27 protein-coding genes are annotated in these 26,110 nt (G+C 66.3%); 8 read left to right on the plus strand and 19 right to left on the minus strand.

Annotation, left to right across the window (positions count from 1 at the left end; genetic code table 11):
• Window positions 1-26 precede the first annotated feature (26 nt).
• From H3H55_RS35905 to H3H55_RS35915, 3 genes are all read left to right on the plus strand, one after another.
• Window positions 27-296 (plus strand): hypothetical protein, encoded by a 270-nt coding sequence (locus H3H55_RS35905; RefSeq protein ID WP_193102880.1) that lies wholly within the window; start codon window positions 27-29, stop codon window positions 294-296.
• A gap of 617 nt (window positions 297-913) precedes the next feature.
• Entirely contained in the window at window positions 914-3,748 is a 2,835-nt protein-coding gene (locus tag H3H55_RS35910) for an ATP-dependent Clp protease ATP-binding subunit (RefSeq protein WP_193102881.1), read from the plus strand.
• Window positions 3,749-3,872: 124 nt separating this feature from the next.
• Entirely contained in the window at window positions 3,873-6,152 is a 2,280-nt protein-coding gene (locus tag H3H55_RS35915; protein WP_193102882.1) for an FdhF/YdeP family oxidoreductase, read from the plus strand.
• A 75-nt stretch (window positions 6,153-6,227) separates the two neighbouring features.
• Here H3H55_RS35915 and H3H55_RS35920 read toward each other — a convergent pair whose 3' ends face one another.
• Complete coding sequence (locus H3H55_RS35920; protein WP_048250032.1) at window positions 6,228-7,649, minus strand: purine-cytosine permease family protein; 1,422 nt, start codon at window positions 7,647-7,649, stop codon at window positions 6,228-6,230.
• Window positions 7,650-8,040: 391 nt separating this feature from the next.
• On the opposite strand from H3H55_RS35920, the gene H3H55_RS35925 reads away from it, so the two are divergent.
• Window positions 8,041-8,964 carry a LysR substrate-binding domain-containing protein gene (locus H3H55_RS35925; RefSeq protein ID WP_129517961.1) on the plus strand — a complete coding sequence of 308 codons (924 nt, stop codon included), beginning with the start codon at window positions 8,041-8,043 and terminating at the stop codon, window positions 8,962-8,964.
• A gap of 54 nt (window positions 8,965-9,018) precedes the next feature.
• On the opposite strand, the gene argE is transcribed toward H3H55_RS35925, so the two are convergent.
• The 8 genes from argE to H3H55_RS35965 form a co-directional block, all read right to left on the minus strand.
• The gene (gene argE / locus H3H55_RS35930) at window positions 9,019-10,182 is read right to left on the minus strand and encodes an acetylornithine deacetylase (RefSeq protein ID WP_193102883.1); all 1,164 of its coding nucleotides are present in this window, start codon (window positions 10,180-10,182) and stop codon (window positions 9,019-9,021) included.
• The gene (locus tag H3H55_RS35935; RefSeq protein ID WP_193102884.1) at window positions 10,175-10,852 is read right to left on the minus strand and encodes a DUF1028 domain-containing protein; all 678 of its coding nucleotides are present in this window, start codon (window positions 10,850-10,852) and stop codon (window positions 10,175-10,177) included. Before H3H55_RS35935 ends, argE begins: the two co-directional genes overlap by 8 nt.
• An 8-nt stretch (window positions 10,853-10,860) precedes the next feature.
• Entirely contained in the window at window positions 10,861-11,298 is a 438-nt protein-coding gene (locus H3H55_RS35940; protein ID WP_048250028.1) for a RidA family protein, read from the minus strand.
• 68 nt (window positions 11,299-11,366) lie between these two features.
• The gene (locus H3H55_RS35945; protein WP_193102885.1) at window positions 11,367-12,689 is read right to left on the minus strand and encodes a flavin-containing monooxygenase; all 1,323 of its coding nucleotides are present in this window, start codon (window positions 12,687-12,689) and stop codon (window positions 11,367-11,369) included.
• 338 nt (window positions 12,690-13,027) lie between these two features.
• Entirely contained in the window at window positions 13,028-13,474 is a 447-nt protein-coding gene (locus tag H3H55_RS35950) for a hypothetical protein (protein ID WP_193102886.1), read from the minus strand.
• 153 nt (window positions 13,475-13,627) lie between these two features.
• Window positions 13,628-14,242 (minus strand): hypothetical protein, encoded by a 615-nt coding sequence (locus H3H55_RS35955; protein WP_226800703.1) that lies wholly within the window; start codon window positions 14,240-14,242, stop codon window positions 13,628-13,630.
• Between the two features lie 35 nt (window positions 14,243-14,277).
• The gene (locus H3H55_RS35960) at window positions 14,278-14,571 is read right to left on the minus strand and encodes a RebB family R body protein (protein ID WP_048250024.1); all 294 of its coding nucleotides are present in this window, start codon (window positions 14,569-14,571) and stop codon (window positions 14,278-14,280) included.
• A gap of 113 nt (window positions 14,572-14,684) precedes the next feature.
• Complete coding sequence (locus tag H3H55_RS35965) at window positions 14,685-15,374, minus strand: RNA polymerase sigma factor (protein ID WP_226800704.1); 690 nt, start codon at window positions 15,372-15,374, stop codon at window positions 14,685-14,687.
• Window positions 15,375-15,586: 212 nt separating this feature from the next.
• Between H3H55_RS35965 and H3H55_RS35970 the strand changes: the two genes are divergently transcribed.
• A complete protein-coding gene (locus H3H55_RS35970; protein WP_129517953.1) occupies window positions 15,587-16,261 on the plus strand; it encodes a Crp/Fnr family transcriptional regulator in 675 nt (224 codons plus the stop codon).
• 57 nt (window positions 16,262-16,318) lie between these two features.
• On the opposite strand, the gene H3H55_RS35975 is transcribed toward H3H55_RS35970, so the two are convergent.
• The 4 genes from H3H55_RS35975 to H3H55_RS35990 all read right to left on the minus strand — a co-directional run bounded on the left by H3H55_RS35975 (window position 16,319) and on the right by H3H55_RS35990 (window position 18,461).
• Window positions 16,319-16,642 (minus strand): RebB family R body protein, encoded by a 324-nt coding sequence (locus H3H55_RS35975; RefSeq protein WP_193102887.1) that lies wholly within the window; start codon window positions 16,640-16,642, stop codon window positions 16,319-16,321.
• A 196-nt stretch (window positions 16,643-16,838) separates the two neighbouring features.
• Window positions 16,839-17,207 (minus strand): RebB family R body protein, encoded by a 369-nt coding sequence (locus H3H55_RS35980; RefSeq protein WP_193102888.1) that lies wholly within the window; start codon window positions 17,205-17,207, stop codon window positions 16,839-16,841.
• A 190-nt stretch (window positions 17,208-17,397) separates the two neighbouring features.
• On the minus strand, window positions 17,398-17,730 hold the full coding sequence (locus tag H3H55_RS35985; protein WP_129517950.1) for a RebB family R body protein: 333 nt from the start codon (window positions 17,728-17,730) through the stop codon (window positions 17,398-17,400).
• 80 nt (window positions 17,731-17,810) lie between these two features.
• On the minus strand, window positions 17,811-18,461 hold the full coding sequence (locus H3H55_RS35990; protein ID WP_193102889.1) for a hypothetical protein: 651 nt from the start codon (window positions 18,459-18,461) through the stop codon (window positions 17,811-17,813).
• 498 nt (window positions 18,462-18,959) lie between these two features.
• Here H3H55_RS35990 and H3H55_RS35995 point away from each other — a divergent pair, with 498 nt between their 5' ends.
• Both H3H55_RS35995 and trpS read left to right on the plus strand, forming a co-directional pair.
• On the plus strand, window positions 18,960-19,115 hold the full coding sequence (locus H3H55_RS35995) for a hypothetical protein (RefSeq protein WP_164992155.1): 156 nt from the start codon (window positions 18,960-18,962) through the stop codon (window positions 19,113-19,115).
• Window positions 19,116-19,331: 216 nt separating this feature from the next.
• Window positions 19,332-20,345 carry a tryptophan--tRNA ligase gene (gene trpS / locus H3H55_RS36000; protein WP_129517948.1) on the plus strand — a complete coding sequence of 338 codons (1,014 nt, stop codon included), beginning with the start codon at window positions 19,332-19,334 and terminating at the stop codon, window positions 20,343-20,345.
• Here the strand turns inward: trpS and H3H55_RS36005 are convergent.
• Window positions 20,329-20,748 (minus strand): VOC family protein, encoded by a 420-nt coding sequence (locus H3H55_RS36005; protein WP_193102890.1) that lies wholly within the window; start codon window positions 20,746-20,748, stop codon window positions 20,329-20,331. The genes trpS and H3H55_RS36005 overlap by 17 nt on opposite strands.
• 176 nt (window positions 20,749-20,924) lie before the next feature.
• On the opposite strand from H3H55_RS36005, the gene H3H55_RS36010 reads away from it, so the two are divergent.
• Window positions 20,925-21,365, plus strand: a complete 441-nt coding sequence (locus H3H55_RS36010; RefSeq protein ID WP_193102891.1) for a nuclear transport factor 2 family protein — start codon at window positions 20,925-20,927, stop codon at window positions 21,363-21,365.
• A 17-nt stretch (window positions 21,366-21,382) separates the two neighbouring features.
• Here the strand turns inward: H3H55_RS36010 and H3H55_RS36015 are convergent, their stop codons facing one another.
• The 5 genes from H3H55_RS36015 to H3H55_RS36035 form a co-directional block, all read right to left on the minus strand.
• Window positions 21,383-21,769, minus strand: a complete 387-nt coding sequence (locus H3H55_RS36015) for a VOC family protein (RefSeq protein WP_129517945.1) — start codon at window positions 21,767-21,769, stop codon at window positions 21,383-21,385.
• An 87-nt stretch (window positions 21,770-21,856) separates the two neighbouring features.
• On the minus strand, window positions 21,857-22,450 hold the full coding sequence (locus H3H55_RS36020; protein WP_193102892.1) for an SMI1/KNR4 family protein: 594 nt from the start codon (window positions 22,448-22,450) through the stop codon (window positions 21,857-21,859).
• Window positions 22,451-22,529: 79 nt separating this feature from the next.
• Window positions 22,530-23,450, minus strand: a complete 921-nt coding sequence (locus H3H55_RS36025) for a bestrophin family protein (RefSeq protein ID WP_193102893.1) — start codon at window positions 23,448-23,450, stop codon at window positions 22,530-22,532.
• A gap of 155 nt (window positions 23,451-23,605) precedes the next feature.
• Complete coding sequence (cydB, locus tag H3H55_RS36030; protein WP_129517943.1) at window positions 23,606-24,613, minus strand: cytochrome d ubiquinol oxidase subunit II; 1,008 nt, start codon at window positions 24,611-24,613, stop codon at window positions 23,606-23,608.
• 2 nt (window positions 24,614-24,615) lie between these two features.
• On the minus strand, window positions 24,616-26,016 hold the full coding sequence (locus H3H55_RS36035; RefSeq protein ID WP_193102894.1) for a cytochrome ubiquinol oxidase subunit I: 1,401 nt from the start codon (window positions 26,014-26,016) through the stop codon (window positions 24,616-24,618).
• Window positions 26,017-26,110: the final 94 nt, after the last annotated feature.

The following is a 26,110-nucleotide window of genomic DNA, read 5'->3' on the forward strand; positions in this document are numbered from 1 at the left end:
CGAGCCCATCTTGCATGGAGGATGTGATGAGCGAGTCGAATGAGGCACTGCAGGCGCTGCAAGCGTCGGTCGACAGCCTGAAGAAGACGGTCGACGCGAACGCGGGCAGCCAGGCCGGCGACACCGCCGTGCTATTTACCGTCGTGTCGCTGATGCTGGCCGAGTTGCCGCCCGACACGCGCAACCTGATCGAGGATTCGTTCTCCGTCTGGGCCAATGGTCTGCCGGATCCGGCACTCGCAACGGACGTGAAGCAGATCGGCCGGCAGCGGCTCGCGATGAAACTCTCCGACTGATCGCAGTCCACCACGGCGGCGCCATGTCCGGCCCGCACCGTGCAACCTGCCCCTTCCTTCGGCCGTAACGCACGCATCTGCGGTGCGCGCGTGGTCGAACATGACCGGTTCGCGCGCGCTCACGCTGCGGCAGCTCCGCCGCGCGCGTCCACTCGCATCACCGCCCGTTTACCGGCAACCGGCGCGCTGCGCGCCGATGTCGCACCACGATTCGTTCGCGCTTCGTCCCTCCCCGCCTCCAGTCCCCGCACGCGGCGCATGCCGCACACGCCCGCGCCACCGCGTGCGCGCCTGTCTGTACTCCTTGCCACCCGTTCCCGCACGCATGTGAGGGTGCAATTCGCAGCCGGCCCGGCGCGGAACTGTGTCTTGGATGGTGCTCGCCGATTCGTTATTTTGAACGCAGTCGAAGCGATGCCGTGGGCTCCTCGCAGCACTCGCGCTTTTTGCCCCGACTGCGACCGTGCGCCACGCCGGCGCGCACTGCGCGACAGCGTGGGTGCGGCACGCGCGCCGCCGCGCCGCGCGTCGCGTATTCGCGGTCGGGACGCACGAGCGCCGCACCGCATCGGGACTTCACCCTTCGATCCACCTTCACCGACAGGAGCCAGACCACCATGCCCGCACTTTGCGATATCTGCCACGCCCGGCCGGCCGTCGCGCGCGCAACCGTGATGCAGGAAGGCGAGCGCAAGACGATCTCGATTTGCGATTACCACTTCCGTCAGCTGATGCGGCATCAGAGCATGCTGAACCCGTTCGATTCGCTGCTCGGCGGTGGCGGCCCGTCGTCGCTGTTCGGCGAGCTCGGCGACGAATCGCCGCTCGCCGCCGAGGTGCCGCGCGAATCGGTCGACCCGACCGACGCGTTCAGCGAACAGACGCTCGAACTGCTGCAGCGCGCGGCCGAGAAGGCACACGAGCTGCGCCGCAGCGAACTCGACTCCGAACACCTGCTCTACGCGCTCGCGGACACCGACGTGTGCGCCGCGCTGCTGAAAGAACTGAAGCTGTCGCCGCAGGACATCCAGTCGTATATCGACGAACATGCGCACACCGGCACGGCCGCCGCCGACGCGCCGCTCGACAAGCTGTCGATCTCGCCGCGCGTGAAGAAGGCCGTGCAATACGCGTTCCAGGCGTCGCGCGATCTCGGCCACTCGTACATCGGCCCCGAGCACCTGCTGATCGGGCTCGCGTCGGTGCCGGACAGCATCGCCGGCACGCTGCTGAAGAAATACGGCGTGACGCCCGAGGCGCTGCGCCAGAAGGTCGTGAAGGTGGTCGGCAAGGGTGCCGAGGACGGCCGCGTCGATGCGCCGACCGGCACGCCGAACCTCGACAAGTTCGGCCGCGACCTCACCGCGATCGCGCGCCAGGGCAAGCTCGACCCGGTGCTCGGCCGCGCGCAGGAAATCGAAAGCACGATCGAGGTGCTCGCACGCCGCAAGAAGAACAACCCGGTGCTGATCGGCGAGCCCGGCGTCGGCAAGACGGCGATCGTCGAAGGGCTCGCGCAGCGGATCGTCAACGGCGACGTGCCCGAGGTGCTGCGCGGCAAGCGGCTCGTCGAAGTCAACATCAACTCGATGGTGGCCGGCGCCAAGTATCGCGGCGAATTCGAGGAGCGCGCGAAGCAGCTGATCGACGAAGTGACCGCGAAGCAGGACGAGCTGATCCTGTTCATCGACGAGCTGCACACGATCGTCGGCGCGGGCCAGGGCGGCGGCGAAGGCGGCCTCGACATCGCGAACGTGCTGAAGCCCGCGCTCGCGCGCGGCGAGCTGAGCCTGATCGGCGCGACGACGCTCAACGAATACCAGAAGTACATCGAGAAGGACGCAGCGCTCGAACGGCGCTTCCAGCCGGTGTTCGTGCCGGAGCCGAGCGTCGAGCAGACGATCGTGATCCTGCGCGGGCTGCGCGACAGCCTCGAGGCGCACCACCAGGTGACGTTCGCGGACGACGCGTTCGTCGCGGCCGCCGAGTTCGCCGACCGCTACATCACATCGCGCTTCCTGCCCGACAAGGCGATCGACCTGATCGACCAGGCCGCCGCGCGCGTGCGGATCGGCGCGACGTCGCGTCCGGTCGCCATCCAGGAAGGCGAAGCGCAGATCGCGCAGCTGAAGCGCGAGCAGGACTACGCGACGTCGCGCAAGCGCTTCGACGAAGCGAAGCAGTTCGAGGAGCAGATCAACGCGAAGCAGAAGACGGTCGACGAGATGATGGAAGCGTGGCAGCGCAAAACCGGCTCCGAAACGCTCGAGGTGACTGTCGAATCGGTGGCCGAAGTCGTGTCGCGGCTGACCGGCATCCCTGTGTCCGAACTCACGCAGGAAGAGCGTCAGAAACTGCTGAAGATGGAAGAGCAACTGCGCGAGCGCGTGGTCGGCCAGAGCGACGCGGTGGTCGCCGTCAGCGACGCCGTGCGGCTGTCGCGCGCGGGGCTCGGCCAGACGCACCGGCCGATCGCGACGTTCCTGTTCCTCGGGCCGACGGGCGTCGGCAAGACCGAGCTCGCGAAGGCACTGGCCGAGACCGTGTTCGGCGACGAGCAAGCGATCATCCGCATCGACATGTCCGAGTACATGGAACGACACGCGGTCGCGCGGCTGATCGGCGCGCCGCCCGGCTACGTCGGCTATGACGAAGGCGGCCAGCTCACCGAGCGCGTGCGGCGCCGCCCGTACAGCGTGATCCTGCTCGACGAGATCGAGAAGGCGCACCCGGAAGTCTACAACGTGCTGCTGCAGGTGTTCGACGATGGCCGCCTGACCGACGGCAAGGGGCGCGTGGTCGACTTCAGCAACACGATCATCATCGCGACGAGCAACCTCGGCGCCGCGATCATCATGGACAACCTGACGCAGCCGGAAGCCGCGCGCAAGACCGACAAGGCGATCCGCGAGGAACTGATGCAGGTGCTGAAGGGCCATTTCCGGCCCGAGTTCCTGAACCGGATCGACGAGGTGATCGTCTTCCACGCGCTGTCGAAGGACAACATCCGCGCGATCGTGCAGATCCAGCTCGACCGCGTGGTGCGCACGGCCGCGGCGCAGGACATCACGCTCGTGATGGGCGATGCGCTCGTCGATCACCTGACCGAAGCCGGCTACCAGCCGGAGTTCGGCGCGCGCGAACTGAAGCGCCAGATCCGCCAGACCATCGAGACCCAGCTCGCGAAGGAGATCCTCGCCGACCGGCTGAAGTCCGGCGATCGCGTCGCGGTCGACTACGACAAGGACAGCGACGAAGTGACGTTCGACAAGCTCGCCGCGCCTGAAGCGAAGGATACGAAGGACGCGAAGAAAGACACCGACGGCAAGACGAAGCCGAACGGCAAGGCATCAGACGAAGCGAAGGCAGGCGAAGCGCCGGCCGACACGCCGCCGCCCACCGCCAAATCGTCCGGCAAGAAGTCGTCCGGCGCGAAGAAAGACGCGCACTGAAACCCCGCCTGCCCTGCAGCCCGGGGCACGCATGACCGGCTCCGTCCGACGGACGGAGCCGCACCACGCCGCGACATGGCGCAACCCGAGCCGCCCGCACCGGGCCCGGCTCATGGAGATTCACATGACAAATCGACGCGAAGTGCCAGGCATCAGGAAGTACGATGGGCCCGCCGGCGGTTGGGGCGCGCTTCGCGCGACAGCCGATGCCGTGCGCACGCAGATGGAAACCATCGAGGCGCCGATCGTGCTGATGCGGACCAATCAGCCCGACGGCTTCGACTGCCCCGGCTGCGCATGGCCCGACAAGGAACACAAGTCGACGTTCCAGTTCTGCGAAAACGGAGCGAAGGCCGTCACGTGGGAAGCGACGACCAAGCGCGTGACGCCCGAGTTCTTTGCGGCGAACACCGTGTCGTCGCTGCTGCGCATGTCGGACTACGAACTGGAGAACATGGGCCGGCTCACGCATCCGCTCGTCTACGATCGCGCGACCGACACGTTCCGCGCGATCGAATGGGACGACGCGTTCGCGCGCATCGGCGAAGTGTTGCGCGCGTTGCCGCCCGAACAGGTCGAGTTCTATACGTCGGGCCGCGCGTCGAACGAAGCCGCGTACCTGTACCAGCTGTTCGCGCGCGAGCTCGGCACCAACAACTTCCCCGACTGCTCGAACATGTGCCACGAGCCGACCAGCGTCGGCCTGCCGCAGTCGATCGGCATCGGCAAGGGCACCGTGTCGCTGGAGGATTTCGACCGGTGCGAGCTGATCATCTCGATCGGCCACAACCCCGGCACGAACCACCCGCGGATGATGGGCACGCTGCACGAGTGCTCGCGGCGCAACGTGCCGATCATCGTGTTCAATCCGCTGCGCGAGCGTGCGCTCGAACGCTTCGCGGATCCGCAGGACATGATCGAGATGGCGTCGTTCGGCTCGACGCGGATCGCATCGACGTACTACCAGGTCGACGCCGGCGGCGACGCGGCCGCGCTGAAGGGCATCATGAAGGCGCTGCTGCAGCTCGAAGCCGAGCGCGGCGACGTGCTCGACCGCGACTTCATCGCGCAGCACACCGACGGCTTCGACGCGTTCTCGGCCGACCTGCAGGCCACGTCGTGGGGCGACATCGAACGCGCGAGCGGCCTCAGCCAGGCACAGCTCGAACAGGTCGCGCTCGCCTACGCGAAGTCGAACGCGACCATCATCACGTACGGGATGGGCGTCACGCAGCACAACAAGGGCACCGCAACCGTGCGCCTGATCGCCGACCTGCTGCTGATGCGCGGCAACATCGGCAAGCCCGGCGCCGGCGTCTGCCCGCTGCGCGGCCATTCGAACGTGCAGGGCAACCGCACGGTCGGCATCACCGAGAAACCGTCGGCCGAATTCCTGAAGAAGATCGAGGACGTGTGCGGGTTCACGCCGCCCGCTCATCACGGGCACGACGCCGTGCAGGCAATGCAGGCGATGATCGACGGCAGCGCGAAGGCGCTGCTGTGCCTCGGCGGCAACTTCGCGGTCGCGCTGCCCGATCCCGAGCTGTCGTTCCCGGCGATGGCGAAGCTCGACCTGAGCGTGCATCTCGGCACGAAGCTGAACCGTTCGCACCTGCTGGTCGGGAAGGAAACCTTCATCCTGCCCGTGCTCGGCCGCACCGAGCTCGACATGCAAGAGAGCGGCCGGCAGTCGATCACCGTCGAGGATTCGATGTCGATGGTCCACGCGTCGGCCGGCAAGCTCAAGCCGGCGTCCGACCAGTTGCGCTCGGAGCCCGCGATCGTCGCGGGGATCGCGCATGCGACGCTGCCGGCGAGCAAGGTCGCATGGCTCGACCTGATCGCCGACTACGACCGCATCCGCGACCTGATCGACCGCACGGTGTCCGGCTTCGAGGCGTTCAACGCGCGCATTCGCACGCCGGGCGGCTTCCGCCTGCCGTTGCCGCCCACCGAGCGCGTGTGGCCCACGCCGACCGGCAAGGCGATGTTCTCGATCTACAAGGGCGTCGCGGAAGATGCGGAAGTGCTCGGCGGCGAGCAGGTGCTGCGGCTGATCACGCTGCGCAGTCACGACCAGTACAACACGACGATCTACGGGCTCGATGATCGTTATCGCGGCGTGTTCGGGCGGCGCGACGTGCTGTTCATGAACCCGGCGGATCTCGCGAAGTACGGCCTCGAACACGGCGACCTCGTCGACATCGAGACGATCACCGCGTCGGGCCGGACGCTGCGTCTCGAGAAGATCACCGCGATCGAGTACGACATCGCGCCGGGGTCGGTCGGTGCGTACTACCCGGAAGCGAACGTGCTGGTGCCGCTCGACTACATCGACAAGGAAAGCGGCACGCCGTCGTACAAGTCGGTGCCGGTTCGGGTGGCGCGCTCGGCGCTCGCGTGATTCGTGTGATGCACGGGCCGCCGCATCGCAACCGATGCGGCGGCCACACACTTCAGTCGCCTCGAAAAGCCCGCTTCAGCGTGCCGCCGTCGGCGGCAGCTGCGCGCCGGTCTGCCGGCGCCGATACGCGCTGTCGCGCGTCGCGAGCCAGTAGTACAGCGGTGACGTCAGCACCAGCCCCACCACCCACGACAGGTCCGCGCCGCCGAGATGCGCGGGAATCGGACCCGCATACATCGGCGTGTTCATGAACGGAATCTGCACGAGGATGCCGATTGCATACGCGAGCAGTGCCTGCGGATTGAAGCGACCGTAGATCCCGCCGTCCACCATGAAGATCGACTTGATGTCGTATTTCCCCTTGTGGATCACGTAGAAGTCGATCAGGTTGATCGCCGTCCACGGCACCAGCACGACGAGCAGCGCGAGCACGAGATCGACGAGGTTGCCGACGAAGTTCGTCGACGCGCCGATCGCCGCGTAGCAGCATGCGACGAAGATCACGACCGACACCACCGCGCGCGCCTTCGCGGTCGGAATCCACTTGTACGCGAACGTCTGCACCGACGTGATCACCGCGAGCACCGCGCCGTACAGGTTCAGTGCGTTGTGGCTGATCACGCTCAGCAGGAACAGCACGAGCATCAGCGGGCCGAGCGGGCCCGTCGCCTGCTTGACCGCATCCATCGTGTCCATGCCCGCCGGCACCGCGAGCACCGCCACCGCGCCGAAGATGAACGCGAGCGTCGAGCCGATCGTGCAGCCGAGATAGGTTGCCCAGAACGTCGACGCGACGCCGACATCCTCCGGCAGATAACGCGAATAGTCCGACACGTACGGCGCGAACGCGATCTGCCACAACGCCGACAGCGACACCGTCGCGAGCCAGCCCGCGAAGTCGAAGCCGCCGCGCGTCAGGAAATCGTCGGTCGTCACGTGCGTGAGGATCATCCAGAAGCCGACGACGATGCCGATGCCGAGCACCCACGTGCCGATGCGGTTCAGGATGTGGATGAACCGGTAGCCGACGATGCCGATCAAGCCCGATCCCACCGCGCCGATCACGATGCCCACCGACACTGGCACCGACGGCGCGATGCCGTGCACCGACTTGCCGGCCAGCACGATGTTCGACGCGAAGAAGCCGACATACATCACGGCCGCGATCACCGTCACGAGCAGCGCGCCCCACGAACCGAACTGCGCGCGGCTCTGGATCATCTGCGGAATGCCCATCTGCGGCCCCTGCGCGGAATGCAGCGCCATCAGCACGCCGCCGACCGCCTGGCCGACGACGATCGCGACGATGCCCCACATCAGGTTCAGGTGGAACATCTGCACGCCGAGCGCGCCGGTCACGATCGGCAGCGGCGCGATGTTGCCGCCGAACCAGAGCGTGAACAGGTCGCGCACCTTGCCGTGGCGATCCGCGGGCGGCACGTAGCCGATCGTGTGCTTCTCTATCATCGGGGACGCGTTGCGGTCCACGTTCGTCATGGTGATGTCTCCTGTCCTGCGCGGCGATGCGCGCTTGCCGTTTCAACCTGCGCGCGACGATGCGCGCGCCTGCAATCGGGTCCGGATACGCGAGCGACGACGCACCGCATGCGAGCGCGGCGGTGTCGAACGAAGCGGGCAATACGCGGGATGCGGGGACGGATGACATGTCCCGCCGGCACGTGTGCGGCCTCGTCGTGATCCAGGTTGGAAACGATGGTGCGCCACGCGCGCCGGGACCGGAAAATACTAAAAATATTTCCGAGACATACGAAAAAGCTCTGTAGCGGAAATTCCGGCTTCGGGCTTCTTCAGGTAAGGTGCTACGCGAAACAATGGACAGAATGCGCCCCGCCGCGACACGCCGGGGGGCCGTGCATCAGAGGTGCCTGTGGCTCACTACACTTTGCGGCAACTGAAATACTTCGTGACGACGGTGGAATCCGGCAGCGTCGCCGAGGCGTCGCGCCAGCTCTTCATCGCGCAGCCGTCGATCTCCAGCGCGATCAAGGGGCTGGAGGAAAGCTTCGGCGTGAAGCTGTTCATTCGCCATCACGCACAGGGCGTATCGTTGACGCCGAGCGGCACGCGGTTCTACCGGAAAGCACAGGAGCTGCTGCGCATCGCGCACGAATTCGAACAGAACGCGCTCGCCGACAACGACGTGATCACCGGGCAGATCGACATCGGCTGCTTCGAGACGGTCGCGCCGCTCTATCTGCCGCAACTGATCGCGGGCTTTCGCGAGCGCTATCCGGGCGTGAACATCCGGTTGCGCGACGGCGACCAGCAGGAGCTCGTGCAGGGCCTGACGTCCGGCACCTTCGATCTCGCGCTGATGTACGACCACGATCTCGACGGCACGATCGAAACCGAGCCGCTGATGCCGCCGCAGCAACCGTACGTGCTGCTGCCGGAGAACCACCGGTTCGCGGGCCAGACGCACGTGTCGCTGCGCGACCTCTGCGTCGAGCCGATGATCCTGCTCGACGTGCAGCCGAGCCGCACGTATTTCGTCAGCCTGTTTCACGAACTCGGGCTGACGCCGAACATCGTGTTCGGCTCGCCGTCGATCGAGATGGTGCGCGGGATGGTCGGCCAGGGGTTCGGCTTCTCGCTGCTCGTCACGCGCCCGCATTCGGAATATACGTACGACGGTCAGCGCGTCGTGACGATCGGCCTCAGCGAAACGGTGAGCCCGTCGGGGCTCGTGAGTGCACGCCTGAAGCGCGGCCAACTGACCAAGCAGGCGCAGTCGTTCGTCGATTTCTGCCGCGAGCGTCTCGCGCAGATCATCGCGGAAACCGCGCGATAACGAAGAAGAAAACGCACGCGCCGCATGACGGGCGCGTGCGTGTCGGCTGCGGGTTCAGGCGGCCGACGCGAGATGCGCGGCCAGACGGTCCAGCATCGCGTCGCATCCGTGCAGCTGTTCGAGCGTGACGAACTCGTCCGGCTTGTGCCCCTGGTCCATGCTGCCCGGCCCGCACACCACGGTCGGAATGCCGGCCTGCCCGAACAGCCCGCCCTCGGTACCGAACGCAACGGTGTCGAACGCGTCGGAACCGCTCAGCATCGCGAGCAGGCGCGCGGCCTCGCTGTCCGGCGCGGTGGCGAGCCCGGGATACGCGCCCAGCGGCTGCAGCCGAATGTCGGTATCGGGCTGCACCGCGCGCATCCTCGGCAACAGTTCGGATTCCGCATAGTCCTGCAGCTTCCTCGGCACGTCGTGCGCATCGAAGTCCGGCAGTGCGCGCACCTCGAAATCGAACTCGCATTCGGCCGGCACGATGTTCAGCGCACGGCCGCCCTTGATCAGGCCCGTCTGCACGGTCGAGAACGGCGGATCGAAGCGCGTGTCGTGCCGTTCGGGCCGTGCGAGCGCCGTGCCGATCTCGCCGAGCCGGCCGATCAGCTTCGCCGCATAGTCGATCGCGTTGACGCCCGACGGCGCGTACGCCGAGTGGCACGCGGCGCCCTTCACGTGGCAGCGCATCGCGAGTTTGCCCTTGTGACCGAGCACCGGCTTCAGTTCGGTCGGCTCGCCGATCAGGCACAGGCGCGGTCGATGCTCACGCGCGGCGAGTGCGTCGAGCATCGGCCGCACGCCGAGACAACCGACTTCCTCGTCGTACGAGAACGCAAGATGCACGGGCACGCTCAGCGGCCGTGCGACGAACTTCGGTATGGCCGCGAGCACCGATGCGATGAAGCCCTTCATGTCGGCGGTGCCGCGACCATACAGGCGGCCGTCGCGTTCGGTCAGCCGGAACGGCTCGACCGTCCACGCCTGCCCGTCGACCGGCACCACGTCCGTGTGGCCCGACAACGCGATACCGCCGCGATCGCGCGGCCCGATCGTCGCGTACAGGCTGGCCTTCGTGCGTTCCGCGTTGTAGAACAGTTCGCTCGCTACGCCGAAGCCGTCGAGATAGTCGCGGATGAAGCCGATCATCTCGAGATTCGAATCGCGGCTGACCGTCGCGAAACCGATCAGCCGTTCGAGCAACGCACGGCTCGATGCGTCACTCATCGCCCGGCACTCCGTAGCTCGGTGCGGCGGTCGGATTCAGCGCGCGCGTCTGGTAATCCTGCATCTGCGGGCGATACGCGCGCCACAGCGCGTCGAGCTGCCCGATCGGGTCGGCATCGGCCCAGTCGACACGCAGTTCGACCACCGGCCAGGTCAGGTCGCCGGCCACCTTCAGCGCGGCCGAATGAACCGGCCCCGCCTCGCCGCCGGCCGCCATGGCCGCATGCATCGCGGCCAGCAGGCGCTCGGCGAGCAGGCCGGGCGCCTGTTCGAACGCCGCCACCATCGCATCGATCACGGCCGGCGCGGCCAGCAGGTTGCCGGCCGCCACGCATTGCTCGCCCTGCACCGCGTGATGCGTGCCGAGCGCTTCCTTGCCGGTGAAGCATGCCGTCTGCCCCTGCCCGTCGATCACCGTGACCTGCCGGTACTGGCTCCAGCCGTTCGCGTTGAGCGCGCGGTCGAGCGCCGCCGCGGGCGCGAGCTGTTCGTGTTCGATCAGGTCGAGGGTCTGCGGGCCGAGTGCCGGCAGCGTGATGTTCTGCGTCGCGACGGCGCCCACGCCCGCGCGCACCCACGGGCAGCGCGCGCCCACCGCGATGCTCGACGAGCTGATCGCGATCCCGAGCTGGCCCGTCTCCGGGCAGCGCCCGACGATGGAGAAAGTCATGTCGCCTCCTATGCGCGGTTCGGCTGCCAGTGGTCCGGGATCACCGCGATCACGTCGATCTCCATCAGCCACTGCGGCTGGCCGAGCGCGGACACGACGAGCCCCGTCGAGATCGGATAGACACCCTTCAGCCACTTGCCGACTTCCTGGTACACCGGTTCGCGATAACGCGGGTCGATCAGGTAGGTCGTCGTCTTCACGATGTGCGTGATGTCGCTGCCGGCTTCCTCCAGCAACTGCTTGACGTTCTTCATCGCCTGCTCGGCCTGCGCGCGCGGATCGCCGAGGCCGATCAGCTTGCCGTCGAAATCGGTACCGACCTGGCCGCGCACGTAGACGGTGTTGCCGGCTCGCACGGCCTGGCACAGGTCGTTGTCGAGCGTCTGGTTCGGGTAGGTATCCTTCGTGTTGAACATGCGGATACGGGTATGGGTAGGCTGGCTCATCGAGGTCCTTCGATCGTCGGTGGAAACACCCGCCGGGCCGGAAGCAGACGCGGCGCGGCGGGTTCGGGTCAGTTCGCCGCTTCGGCGAGCGGGCGTGCGTCGGCCGGTGCCGACGGCGCGGCCGCGCGGTGCTGCGACGCGTCGTGATAAGCGAGGTACTTGCGCTGCGTCACGATGTGATCGGCGATGTGTTTCGCGTCGTGCCACACGCCCCAGATGAAGCTGGAGCCGCGCCGCGACAGCCACGGCAGCCCGAGGAAATAGATGCCCGGCTCCTTCGACACGCCGCGCTGGTGCTGCGGCTTGCCGTTCGCCGCGAACGCATCGACGTTCAGCCAGCCGTAGTCGACCGCATAGCCGGTCGCCCAAACGATCGACGTGATGCCGGCGCCGGTGAGGTCGAGCGCGAGGATCGGATGCGCGACGCAGTCGGGGTTCGGCAGGATGCGGCGGGCTTCGGGTTCTTCCGGCAGGTCAAGGCCGTTGCGTGCCGCATAGGCATCGGCCGCGTCGAGCAGCGACAGGTAGTTCTCGTCGCCGCGCGCCAGATTGATCGCGAGATCGCGTTCGAACACGGCCACGCCGTCGTCGAACGACTTCGTCAGCCCGACGAGCGTCACGCCCTGGTTCGCGAGCGCACGGAAATCGACCGTATGGCCGCCGCGCGCACCGCTCACCGCGATCGTCACGTGTTCGCGGCCGGGCGTCGCGACTTCCTTGTCCCATTCGCCGAGCACGCCGAGCCACCAGCAGAAGTCGCGGCCGCGATAGGCGCGCGGCGGACGATCGTGCGGCCCGACCGACAGGTATACCGACCGGCCCGCGCGCTGCAGCTCGTCGGCGATCTGCACGCCCGACGAACCCGCACCGACCACCAGCACCGCGCCTTCCGGAAGCTGGCCCGGGTTGCGATAGTCGGCGGAGTGGATCTGCACGAGACGCGCGTCGTCCGGCGCGATCGGCGGAATGACCGGGCGCTGGAACGGCCCGGTCGCGACGACCACGCGGTTCGCCTCGATCGTGCCGTCCGACGTTTCGACGACGAAGCCCGGCTTGCCCGTGTTGCGCACGACGTTCTTCACGTCGACGCCGGTGCGGATCGGCGCATTGAATTTGCGCGCATACGCTTCGAAGTAGTCGGCGACCTGGTCTTTCGACGCGAACCCATCGGGATCGAGGCCGTCGAATTCGAGCCCCGGGAAGCGGTCGTGCCACGCGGGGCCGTTCGCGACCAGCGAATCCCAGCGCCCGGTGCGCCAGCGTTCGGCGATGCGGTTGCGCTCCAGCACGAGATGGGGCACGCCCAGCTTGCCCAGGTGCTCGCTCATGGCCACGCCGGCCTGCCCGGCGCCGACGACGAGCGTATCGATTGAGGTTGTTTCGACTGCCACGGCTGTCTCCTTCGGAAGTGCGGCTCGCTGCGACGCTCGTGCTGTCGCGTGAGTAGGAATGGAGACATTCTGCTGACACGCAGGCTTGCGCGAAATGATGTTTTTTGTTGGTGTTGACGAGCAAAAAGCTGGCCGTGGCGTGGACGGCGAGCGGCGCAAGGCGGCGCGCCGCTTCGGATTACCTCGACAGCGCGATGGCCGAGAGCGGTTCGACCCATGCGCTTCAGTTTCGAAGAATGAGTTTTTCGATGCGATCGAGCGGAGATTCGAAACCATCAACCGGTATTGCACCGGCGCCCGCTCGCGTGGCGGGCGCCGGCTTCAACGGGTCGTGCCAGCTACACGTCGGTCCACGCGCCGGTGCCCTGCTGATACTGGATCGCGCCGCCGGTGAGCCGCACCCGCAGGTTGCCGTCCGGCAACTGCACCCAGGTCGTCATGTCGAGGCTCTGCATCAGCCCGGCAAAGAAATCCTGCAACTCCGGCGACTCGCTGGCCTGCCAGAGGTCGATACGCCCGAGGCACGCGCGCAAGTCGCCGTTCTGTTGCATGATCGTGTCGACCTGTCCGGCCACATCCGACGCCGGATCGTAGACCGGCGTGCCGTCGCCGCTGACGATCGACAGGTGGATTGCGCGCACCGACGCCGGCTGGCCCGGCGTCTGCTCGACGAGCGCGATGCAGCTCGTCATCGCGCCGAAATCGATTTCCGTCGCATCTCCCCAGTTGCGCTCGCCAACCGCCAGCGGCGCGGGACCTTGTACGTTCTGAATGAGGTAGGGCATGGGTTCCTCGCATGACTCGATGGGACTGCTAGTGCCTGGCAGGGCCGCGACGCGTTCGAGACAACGGACGTGCGTCGGTCCCGCCGCTCACATCCCGCGTCGGGTCCGATAGCCCGGCGGGTCGTGTCGATTGATTCCTTGTCGCGGCGCGCGCTACGCTCCCTTCTTGTCCAGCAGCCCCTGATACTTCTGCAGGCTGTCGTCGATCCTGTCGAGCGCGATGCTCGCGGCCTCCCCTTCGATCGCCTCCGCGGCACCCGCGACGAGCGCCGCGGTCGCGACGAACAGGTCCGTCAACAGCAGGCCCACCGCATCCATCGCCATCCCGAGCTCGTCCTCGTCGATGGTCTTCTGCGCCAGATCCTTCATCAGCACGCTCTTGCCCGCGATCGCCAGCGACGTCGACGCCTCGAAGTAGTTGGCCGCCGCCTGCGCGACCAGACCACCCGCCTGCGTGATCATCATGTTCGGGCCGACGGCGATCTGCGTCGTCGCGTAGGACGCAGCCTCCGCGTTGATCGCCTGCACGGTCTTCAGTGTCGAGCCGCCGGACCCGGCCGCATCCGCGACCTGGTTCGGTGCCTTCAGCGCATCGGTGAGCCTGCGCAGCCGGTTGACCGGCCACGTGCGCGCACCGGGCTTCGACGCTGCGGGGAGCGGCGCGACCTCGGCCGGCGTCGTGGCTTCGGCTGCGGTGTCGGCTGCGTCAGCGGCATCGCCCGGCGTCTGCGGCGCGCTGTCGTCGCGTCCGCCCAAAAGGCCTTTCATGTTCATGGTTCAGGTATCCCGAGAGTCATCGCGTGCTAATGCGTGGAACCCGTCTGCGGCCCGGCCGTCGGGGCATGCGCCGCGCCGCCCGAGGCGGGCTTCGGCGACGCTTCGACGGACAGGATCATGGCCACCGCCTTCGACACGACCGCGTTCGAAATCTGGTTCAGCGCCGCCTGCTGCTGCGTCATGTTCTGCGCCGAGATGCCGACGGCCTGGCTGAACATCTGGTAAAGCATGCCCAGCGCCTGGGCCGGGGATCCCGCGACGACGTTGACATTGGTCTGCGTCAGCGCGTCGGTAACCTGCTCATTGACTTTGTCTGCCACGAGGCCTCCTCGGATCTCGGCTCCGGCATGCGATGGAAGGAACGGCGGGCCGGCAGGCCATCGACGCCGCGCATGCCGTTAGGAACGCTGCGTGCCCGCGTTCGTGAACACGCTCACGCGAGTTCCTCGCGCAATTTCTTGCGCAGAAGCTCGACGCGCTTTCTGGCAAGCGGTTCGTTGATCCCGAGCGTCGCGGCGATGTGCAGATAGGGGCGGTCCTCCTCGAACTTCAGCGTGAACAGCATCTGCTGCTGAGGCGGGAGCGTGCACAGCGCCTGCTCGAGACGCAGCAGCAACTGCCGGAGCAGCAGTTGCTGCTCCATCGACGGCGCGTGGCCAGCCAGCTCGACGGTGTGATCGTCGTCCCAGTCCGGGTCGAATTCGAGCCTGCCGCTTTCGCGGACACGCCGGCGCGCGCCATCGAGGAACGCGTGGTTCAGCGCCAGAAAAAGAAAGCCGGACAGGTTCTGAACGCGCTCGGGCGAGCGCTGCAGGTAAATGTGGACCTTGAGCGCGGTATCCGAAAGCAGTTCGTCGGCACGGTAAATATCGCCCTTGCACAACAGGCGCGCGCGGCGCCGCAATTTCCCCTGCATTTCCCGCCACGTGCGATCGAGCTGCTGCGCCGGTGACTCAGGCGTCGGGGCAGCGTGCTGGTTCGAGGTTGTCATCCCGTGCCTTCCTTTTTCATGGAAAACACAGAATCGATTCGATGCCTCGAATGACGCTGTTACCCGCGTAACACCATTACTACGATAATCGGTTTCGTAAATTTTCTTGATTATTATGAACAGAAATTCCAATCGCCCGGTATAGCCCCGTCCGTCGTTTCAGGCGGGCCGCTGGGCGTGAATAAAGGTATTGCGAGGAACAAGAACGACCGCCGCCGAAATGCCGCCCGATCCGGACTGCTTGCCGATTATCCGGCTATCTTCATTATTCATTTTTCACGCAGTGCCAAAGGCAGCGTTTTTCGCTAGGTGGCCGCATCGTCAAACAACCTCGCACGGAAAACATGCCTGCCCTTGCTAACGTTCAAACGCTGCGCAATGTACCGATACTTACCGATCTCCCGGAAAGCCTGCTGGCTCACATCGAGCGACATGTCACACCCTGGCCCGAACACGGCAATCGCCTGTTGTTCTTCAAGGGCGATCCGGGCGATTTCGTCGCGTTCGTGCACCGTGGCCGCGTCTACAACACGCTGCACGAACCCGGCGGACGCGAAATCATTCTCGGCCACTCGATGCCGGGCGAACTCATCGGCGAAAACACGCTGATTCGCGCACACCGGCGCAGTTTCACCGCCCAGTTGAGCCCCGACTGCCGCGTTTCGCTGCTGCATCGCCAGTACTTCGCACCGCTGCTGGCCAACGCGGATTTCATGGAGCGCATCCACGAGCAGCTGTGCCGGCACATCCACCAGTTGAGCGACTTCGTCGAGTCGGCGTGCCTGTACCGGCTCGAAGCAAGGCTCGCGCGCCATCTGCTGAACCGCATGCAAGGGAACGATCTCGAGGTGGCGCTGCCGGAGAGCCAGAGCATCCTCGCCGCGATGCTCAACGTCAGCCGGCCGCGACTGAACAGCAGCCTGCAGAAGATGCAGCGCGACGGCCTGATCCGGCTTCACGATCATGGTGTGACGATCGAAAAACTGGAGCAGCTCCGGTACATCGTCGACGCCAATTGACGCGCCGGCAAGCACGTGTGTCGTGCCGCGGCGCGGGGAGGTTGCGCGCGGTGCAGGTCAGCCGCGCCAGTGGCTGATGGCGTTCATCAACTGCGCGACGGCGGCCAGTTGCGACGCAAAATTGTCGTTCGCCGACCGCGCCGCACTGGCCACCGCCACCGGCGAGCCGGCATAGAGCTGCATGATGCCGACGGTCGTGGCGGCGAGGTTGGACGCCGCCTGGTTCGCCTGCATCTGCACCGCGTTGTGAAGCAGGATCGCGGACGCATGGCTGTTCGACTGCATGAGCGTGCCCAACGCCACGGCGGGCGCTTCGCCCACCACCTTGACGTTGGCTTGCGTGACTGCATCGGTCATCGCGGCGGAAACCTGTTCCGGCATGTCGTTGCTCCTGGTTGGGTCGCCGCTGCGGCGCAGTCGCGGCGAAAGCATGAGTGGGTCGGTCGGCGACGCACGCCGCACGGCGCCGTCGATGCGCCGCGGGCGCTCGCCGTCGCGGGCGTCGACACGACGTCGGGCGCCGGGCGGCAGCCACCGGAATCGAGGCCGCCGCCCGGCGTGGACGCCGGGTTACGCGTCAGGCAAGCGCCTTGCCGAGCGCGAGCACGTCAGCCAGCACGGAAAGCACGCCGTTCGAGCCGATTTCCGTCGCGGCGGCACCGGCGCTCGCCGGCCCGAGCGTGTAGAGCTGCATCGTCCCCACGTTCGTCGAGGTCGGCAGCTGCACGGCGGACTGCGACTGCTGCTGCACGGCGTTCTCGAACAGCACGCTGAGCGAATGGCTCTGGGCCTGGTACAGCGAGCCGGTCGCCATCGCGGGCGCTTCACCCACCACCTTGACGTTGGTCTGCGTGACCGCGTCGGTGATCGCGGCATTGACCGCGCACGTCTTGCAGTTGCAGGGGTCTTTCGGGTCCTTCGCGTTTGCGTTTGCGTCATCTGCCATCGTATTTCTCCTGGTTTGCAAACGGGCGCCGCATCGAATCGGCTCTGCCCGTCCTGTCGGTTGCTCCGGAACACCACGCGGCACCGCTGTTCAGGTGCCGGCGGCCGTGCTGCGGATTCGCGGCACGGCGGCTGCATGGGCGGCTCGTGCCGCTTGCGCCGCCGCTCGACCGCGGCGTTGCGACGGCGCCTTAGGTGTGCATCGCCTTCCCGATCGCGATCACGTCGGCCAGCAGGGAGATGATCCCGCTCGAGCCGATTTCCGTGGCGGCCGCACCCGCGCTTTCCGGCCCGATCGTATAGAGCTGCATCGTCCCCACGTTCGTCGACGTCTGCGACTGGATCGCGGCCTGCGACTGCTGCTGCACCGCGTTCTCGAACAGGATGCTGAGCGAATGGCTCTGGGCCTGGTACAGCGAGCCCATCGCCATTGCCGGCGCTTCCGCGACCACCTTGACGTTGACCTGTGTGACCGCATCGGTAATCGCGGGATTGACCTGGCACACTTGACACGTATCAGCCATTTGTTGCTCCTTGGTTCACGTAGTTGAGAGGTCGCACATCGGGGCCGGCCGGTTTCGCATTCAGCCGCATGACCCGCGTGCTACTCCATGGACGCTGGGCCGGAGGTATCGTGAACGGCAGCGGTGGCGACAGCATCCGGCGCGGTCGGTTCAGATGGTTCGGCCGGACCGGCGCCGATGCGTTGCAGCCGGTCGTCTATCGCGTCGAGACGTACGGCGAGCCGTTCGGCGAACGCATCGACGTATTGCCGGAAGCATGCGTCGATTTCCTGCCGGATGAGGCCCGTCAGCTGTTCGCCGATCAACACCAGCGCCTCGCGGGTGCTGTCCTGGATGTCGGCCGCGCCGGATGCCTGCGCGTCGCCCGGCGGCGCGTGCGCGTCGAGTACGCCGGACACTTTCTGCTGTTCCGACGCCAGCATGCCGAGGGTCGTCTCGTTCTGCGCGTCGATCGTCTGCAGGATGCCGCGCATCTTCTCGTATGCCTTCTGCTGGTTGAGCTGCAGAAAATGCTTGACCTGCTCGCGCGCCTCCTGCCGGGTTTTCAACCGCGGCAATGGCGGGTTCGCGGCGCTCGCCTGCGCCGCCGTGCCGGCGACCGGTGCCGGCGGGCTCCCGTGCCTGCCCGGCAACCGCTCCAGCAGCGCCTGTTCTTCGCCCGGCTCGAGAGGCCGTCCCAATCGCTTCTCCGCGAACTGCCGCAGCAGCGGGTCGAGGGCTTCGTTGCTCATGGCTCACCCCTCGTCGATGTCCGCCCGCGGCGCCGGTGCGTGCGGATCGGGTTCGGATGGACGCAGCGCCGGGGCGCCTTGGTGGGCGTACCGCAATGGATATCGCATGGTGTTCTCCGGGAAATGGATGCGCGACGGCCTTGCCGGAAATTTCGGCAGGACCGCTGCAGGGACGAACCGTGCGACGGGTCTGTGAAGTCAGTCGTTGCCGACGTTGGCGTTGCGCGGCGACGCGCCGAGCGACGCGCGTTTCGAGCAGATGGGCAGCGCGGCCGCGCCCACCCCGACAATTCTTGACTGTGCCCGGACCGCCGAACTGGTAGGATGCCCGTCGCCTCGGCATGGATGGCAGTCACGGGACGTTCAACCGTCCCCTTTTTAATGCCCCGCGACCGGCCAACCCTGCCGTCGCCCCCGTTGAACCCCGCAACACCCCGGCGTCGTTTCACACGACCCGTTGCAGTAACCGTTGGAGTGGCGCATGACGCGCCTGCAAGCATGAAAAGATTCAAGCAACCCGTCCGCATCCCGCGCGACAAAGACCGCACGCCGCTGGTGCGCGCGAGCGCGCTGCTGCTGATGGCCGGCCTGCTGTACCTGCTGTGGCCGTCCGCCGAAACCGCATACCTCGCGATGGAGTCGGTGATCCGCTGACACGCTCGGCCAGCCCGACGCCGCGCCATACGCTATACTGCCGCGATGAAAACGAAACCCGCCCTGCCGAACCTGCATTGCTGGTGGCGCGCCTGACCCAGGCGGCCCGTTTCCTTTTGCATGTCCCAAACGTGATGCCGCCAGCGATGGCGGCATTCGCGTTTCTGCGCTGACATCATGGCTGGCGGCTTCGACAACCCGGAACCCACGACCACCATGACCCATCCGAACCGACCGACCATCCTCACCGGCGACCGCACGACCGGCCCGCTGCATCTCGGCCACTACATCGGCTCGCTGCGCGCACGCGTGCAGATGCAGCACGACGCGCGGCAATTCCTGCTGCTCGCCGATACGCAGGCGCTGACCGACAACATGGGCCGCCGCCAGCGCGTGACCGAGAACGTGATCGAGGTCGCGCTCGACTATCTCGCCGTCGGCATCGATCCGGCGATCTCGACCATCGTCGTGCAGTCGCAGGTGCCCGAACTCGCCGAGCTGTCGCAATACCTGCTCAACCTCGTCACGGTCGCGCGCCTCGAACGCAATCCGACCATCAAGGAAGAGATCCGCCTGCGCGGGTTCGAGCGCGACATCCCGGCCGGCTTCCTGACCTACCCGGTGAGCCAGGCGGCCGACATCACCGCGTTCAAGGCCACGCATGTGCCCGTCGGCGACGACCAGTTGCCGATGATCGAGCAGACCAACGAACTCGTGCGCCGCTTCAACGCGACCGTCGAGCAGCCCGTGCTGGTCGAATGCGAGGCCGTGCTGTCATCGGTCACGCGGCTGCCGGGCATCGACGGCAAGGCAAAGATGAGCAAGTCGCTCGGCAACGCGATCACGCTCGGCTCGACGCCGGACGAGATCACGCAGGCCGTGAAGGACATGTACACGGACCCGAACCACCTCCGCGTGAGCGACCCCGGCCAGGTCGAGGGCAACGTCGTGTTCACGTTCCTCGATGCGTTCGAGCCCGACGTGCAGAAGGTCGACGAACTGAAGGCGCACTATCGGCGCGGCGGGCTCGGCGACAGCGTGGTCAAGCGCGTGCTGAACGAGCGACTGCAGGCGCTGATCGAGCCGATCCGTGCGCGGCGACACGAGTTCGAAGCCGACAAGGGCGAGGTGATGGCGATCCTGAAGCGCGGCACGATGCACGCGCGGGACGTGGCGGGAGCGACGCTCGCGGAGGTGAAGGGCGCGCTGGGGCTCACGTATTTCGAGTGAGCGGCGCGGGCGGTGCGGCATGACACACCGCCTCGATCCGGTTTCCCGCAGGGTCGACAAGGAAGGCCGCGTAGTAGTCGCCGTGGTAGTGCGGCCTCAATCCGGGGTCGCCGTCGGACTGGCCGCCGGTGGACAGGCCAGCCTCGAAAAATGCATCCACTTGCTCGCGGGAAACGGCCTTGAAGCACCAGTGCCGCTTGCTCGTCCCGACTTCGGCGGGATCCAGATAAACCGCCAGACAGGTCGATGCGGTGTCGTCGGCATTGCAACGTTCGCCGTAGCCGAGCGCGGTGGGCCGGTCATAGACCTTGCATGCGCCAAGCGCAGCCATGACGGCATCGTAGAAGGGACGTGCCTGCTCGATATCCGGAACGCCGATGGACACGTGATCGAGAAGTTGCATGGTGTTTGCTCCGTTGGACGAGCACGAGTCTACACAAGCGTCGCATATCGCACCGAAGCCCTCGGCCGCTAACGGACCACCGCCGATTGCGGACAGGCCCTTAGTCCACTCCGCCGATGCCGCCCCCGGGCGCGCCCGCTATCGTTTCCCCGTCATCCACACTCGCCCGCAACATCATGACGCCACAGGAAACGATCGACCGGATCGAGATCCAGGATCTGCTGACACGCTACTGCCACGCGGTCGACCGCCAGGACTGGCGCGAATTCGAGCGGCTCTTCGCGAGCAACGCGATGCTCGATTACGCGGCGTTCGGCGGCCCGGTCGGCAACCGCGCGGAGATCGCGGCCTATCTGAAACAGGTCACGTCGGCGATGCGCGGCACGCAGCACACGATCTCGACGTCGCTGCTGATCGTCGACGGCGACGCCGCGACCGCGCGAACGGCCGGCCAGGTGATGATGGTCTCGGCCGATGAAACGGGCGACGATCGCGTGTGCTTCGTCGGGCTGTGGTATCGCGATCTGCTGATGCGGACCGAATGCGGATGGCGCATCCAGAGCCGCATGCAGGAGCGCAGCTGGATGCACAACGCGCCGCCGGTAGCGGCGCTCTGAACGGTCCGTGCGACGCGTTACTTCATCTGCATCAGCTGAATCAGGTTCCCGCACGTATCGTCGATCACGGCGACACGCACGGGCCCCGCGTCCGTCGGTTCCAGCGTGAAGTGAACGCCGAGCGCCTTCAGCCGCGCGAACTCGGCGTCGAGGTCGTCGACCTGGAACGACGCGGCGGGTATCCCGTCCTCGTACAGCGCCTGCTTGTACGGCCCCACCGCACGATGATTGCTCGGTTCGAGCAGCAACTGCGTGCCATCGGGCTGATCCTTCGACACGACGGTCAGCCAGCGAAATTCGCCGACCGGCACGTTGTACTTGAGCTGGAACCCGAGCGTGTCGGTATAGAACGCCAACGCCTTGTCCTGGTCGTCGACGAACACGTTCGTCACGTAGATTCGCATCGTGCACGCTCCTGAATCGGCAACCGGCGAACGTCGTCCGCCCGGTCGCGCTGAATGGTCAACATGGGGCAACCGCCCCGCCCTTCGCTATTCTTCGTCGAAATCGATGACAAACGCATAACCGCCGTCGATCAGCTCGCGCAGGTAGCCGTCGAAGTCGTCGGCGATCACCGCGTAGCTGTCGGGATCGTGCAGGAAGCGCACGACCTGCCCGACCTTGCCGCCGGGTGCCGGCTCGAAATCGATGTAGAGCTGCGACGTGCCGCCGTTGTTCATGCAATGCGAGAAGCACAGGCGCCGGCTCATCGGCAGCGCGATGTCGATGCGCGAATCGACGAGTTCGCCGTCGTCGTTCGCATCGTCGCCGTAGATGTCCGCGATGCTGTCGCGGTACTTCGCGCCTTCTTCGAGCATCTGCGCGGCGGACAGCAGGTAATAAGGGTATTCGTAGACGTCGGAGCCCAGCACGAGCACGTTGATCGTCGTGCCGCCGTAGTCGCGCCAGTAGGTGCCGTCGAGCTTGCCGAGCAGTTCGAGCAGGCTGCTCGGGCACTGCGGATAGGCCGTGCGCAACGCATCGAGCTGCGCCGGCGTCGCACCCGTGGCGACGGCGAGCGCCGCATTGTCGGCGTCGGGCAGCGCGGCGCGCAGGCCGGCGAGATAGGTGTCGACGAGAGTCATCGCGTCAGGTCCGGAGAACAGGCAAGCGCCATTCTAGCGCCCGACGCGGCCCGCTTGCTGGCCCGTTTCGTACTCCCGCTCACGTGATCTGGTACGTCGACGCCGGCACGAATTCCTCCGGCATCGGGCGGTCGCCCAGTTCGAGCACCGACCGCTCGATCGTGCGCGCCATCGCATCGAGCGCGAGTGCATTCGGCGCAAGGCCGAACGGCTCGGCGACCTCGTTCGCGATTGCTTCGAGCGCGATCAGCGTGTACGAGATGAACACGCAGATCAGCGGCGTGAAGAACTCCGTCGAATCGACGAGGCCGAACGGCAGCAGCACGCAGTACGCATACACGGTGCGATGCAGCAGCACGCTGTACGAGAACGGGATCGGCGTCGACAGGATGCGCTCGCAACCACCCACCGCCTTGCCCAGCTCGTCGAGTTGCGTGTCGAACATCCAGCAGGTCGCTTCGCTGCCGGGCGCGCGGCCCAGCGCGCGGACGATGCCGCCGCGCAGCTCGTCGAGGATCGCGACGGGCTTGAAGCATTTGCGCGCGAGCGCACCGGCGCGCTCCGCGCCGAGAATCCGCTGCAGGTCTTGCGCCGGATCGGTATGACGCAACTGATGCTTCAGCGCATAGGTGAACGCGATCAGCAGGTCGGCGAGCCGGTTGCGCTCGGCATCATCGACGCTGTCGGGCAGATAGCGATTCAGTTGCGACGTCACGGTGCGCGCCGCGATCAGCAGGTTGCCCCACAGATGCCGCGCTTCCTTGAAGCGCTCGAAGCTCGCGTTGTTGCGAAACGCGAGGAAGATCGCGAGCGCGAGCCCGAACAGCGTAAACGGCGCGGTGTTGAGCGGAATCTTCTCGCCGAAGATGCGCCCGTTCGTGAAGACCGCCAGCGTGCTGACGATCGCCATGAACACGAGTTGCGGAATGATCGATTGCAGCACGGAGCCGTTCCAGACGAACAGCATCCTGAGCCAGTTTTGTCGTGGTCGGACGATCATGGTGTTTTCTCGACGGCCAGGAAAAGACGCTGCGCGACCCGCCCGATGCGCAACGGCCCGCGCGTGGCGGGCCGCTTTCGGGTGGGTACCGTGCCGGGCGCCGCGCTGCGCGTGATGATACGCCCGCTCACGCCGCACCCGTCACATCGCGCCGTTCAGTGATAACCGATATCGCCCTCGCGCACCTTGCCGCGGAACACGCGGTACTGCATCGCGTTGTACACGAGGATGATCGGCAGCACGATCACGGTGCCGACCAGCGCGAACAACTGGCTCGAATGGCTCGACGAGGCCTCCCAGATCGTCAGCGACGGCGGCACGATATTCGGCCAGATGCTGATCACGAGCCCCGTGTAGCCGAGGAACACGAGCGCGAGCGTCAGCAGGAACGGCGTGGCCTCGTGCTCGCGCTTCACCGTGCGGAAGATGCCCCACACGCACGCGACGACGAGGATCGGCACCGGCAGGAACCAGCCGAGGTTGCCGCTGCCGAACCAGCGGTGCGCGACGGCCGGCAGTCCGATCACGGTCCACAGGCTCACGACGGCCATCACGGCGAGCAGCACGCCCGTGAGCGGCTTCATCAGCAGCCGCATCTTGCGCTGCAGTTCGCCGTCGACCTTCAGGATCAGCCAGCCGCAGCCGAGCGTCGCATACGTGACGAGCACGCCGATCCCGCACAGCAGGCTGAACGGCGACAGCCAGTCGAACGGCCCGCCCGCGAACTGGTTGTTCTCGATGCGGATGCCCTGCAGCAGCGAACCGAGCACGATGCCCTGGCAGAATGCCGCGAGCGCGGAACCGCCGATGAACGCGAGATCCCACATGTGCTGCGTGCGGGTCGCCTTCGCGCGCAGTTCGAACGCCGCGCCGCGAAAGATCAGCCCGACCAGCATCAGCACCAGCGGCAGGTAATTCGCGGGCAGCAGCGTCGAATACACGACCGGGAACGCGCCATAGAGACCCGCGCCGCCGAGCACCAGGAACGTCTCGTTGCCGTCCCACACCGGCGCGACGGTGTCGAGCATCACCTGGCGCTCGGCCTTCGCGTCGAAGAACGGAAACAGCAGGCCGATGCCGAGATCGAAGCCGTCCAGCATCACGTAGATGAACACGCCGAGGCCGATGATCGCGGCCCACACGACAGGAAGATCGATTTGCATGATTACTCCGCCTCCGTGGTATCCAGCGACGTGGACAGCGCGCGGTTGCGCAGCCCCGGATGCCGGTGGAGCTCGATGTACCCGGCCTGTGCGGCCGGCCCGCGCCTCATCAGTTTCATCATGTAGTAGATGCCCGATCCGAATACCAGGAAATACACGACCACGAAGATCAGCAGCGACACGCCGACCTGCTGCGCGCTGAGCGGCGCGACCGAATCGATGGTGCGCAGCACGCCGTACACGGTCCACGGCTGCCGCCCGACCTCGGTCGTGATCCAGCCCGCCAGCAGCGCGACGATGCCCGACGGCCCCATGCCCACCACGAACCACTGGAACCAGCGCGCTTCATACAGGCGCCCGCCCTTTCTCAGCAGCAGCCCGAGCAGCGCGGTGAGCAGCATCAGCATCCCGAGGCCGGCCATGATCCGGAAGGTCCAGAAGATGATCGGCGAATACGGGCGGTCCTGCGGCGGGAATTCCTTCAGCCCGCGAATCTCGCCATCCCAGCTGTGCGTGAGGATCAGGCTGCCGAGGTGCGGCACCTGGATCGCATAACGCGTGGTTTCGGCCTGCATGTCGGGCAGCCCGACGAGATTCAGCGCGGTGCCGCCCTTCTCGGTTTCCCACAGCCCCTCGATCGCCGCGATCTTCGCCGGCTGGTATTCGCGCGTGTTCAGCCCGTGTGCATCGCCGACGAAGATCTGGACCGGCGCGAGCAGCAGCAGCATCCACAGCGCCATCGAGAAGCTGCGCTTCACCGGCTCGTCGCGGCGCCCCTTCAGCAGATGCCACGCGCCGCATGCGGCGACGATGAAGCCCGCGACGATGAACGCCGCGATCGTCATGTGCGCGAGACGGAACGGGAACGACGGGTTGAAGATGATCTTGAACCAGTCGACCGGCACGACGAGGCCGTTCTCGATCTTGTAACCCTGCGGCGTCTGCATGAAGCTGTTCGACGCGAGGATCCAGAATGTCGAGATCAGCGTGCCGACCGCGACCATCAGCGTCGCGAAGAAGTGCGCGCGCGGGCTGACGCGTTGCCAGCCGAACAGCATCACGCCGAGGAAACCGGCTTCGAGGAAGAACGCGGTCAACACTTCATATGTGAGCAGCGGGCCCGTGATGTTGCCCGCGACGCGCGAGAAGCCGGCCCAGTTCGTGCCGAACTCGTACGCCATCACGACGCCGGACACCACGCCCATCCCGAAGCCGATCGCGAAGATCTTCGACCAGAACTGGAACATGGATTTGTAGGCGGCATCGCCGGTGACGAGATAGCGCCATTCCAGCACCGCCAGGAAGCTCGCCATGCCGATGCTGATCGCGGGAAACACGATGTGGAACGACACCGTGAACGCGAATTGCAATCGTGCGAGATGGAACGCATCGAAGATTTCCATGACCGTAATTTGCTCGTGGTTGTGAGAACGTCCGCCCGAAGCAGGAAATCGCGCGACGGCTTGGCGACAACACATGCGAACACAAACGGTCACT

Origin of the sequence: Burkholderia sp. Z1 (genome assembly GCF_014893795.1) — a bacterium.
Classification (GTDB): Bacteria; Pseudomonadota; Gammaproteobacteria; order Burkholderiales; family Burkholderiaceae; genus Burkholderia; species Burkholderia theae.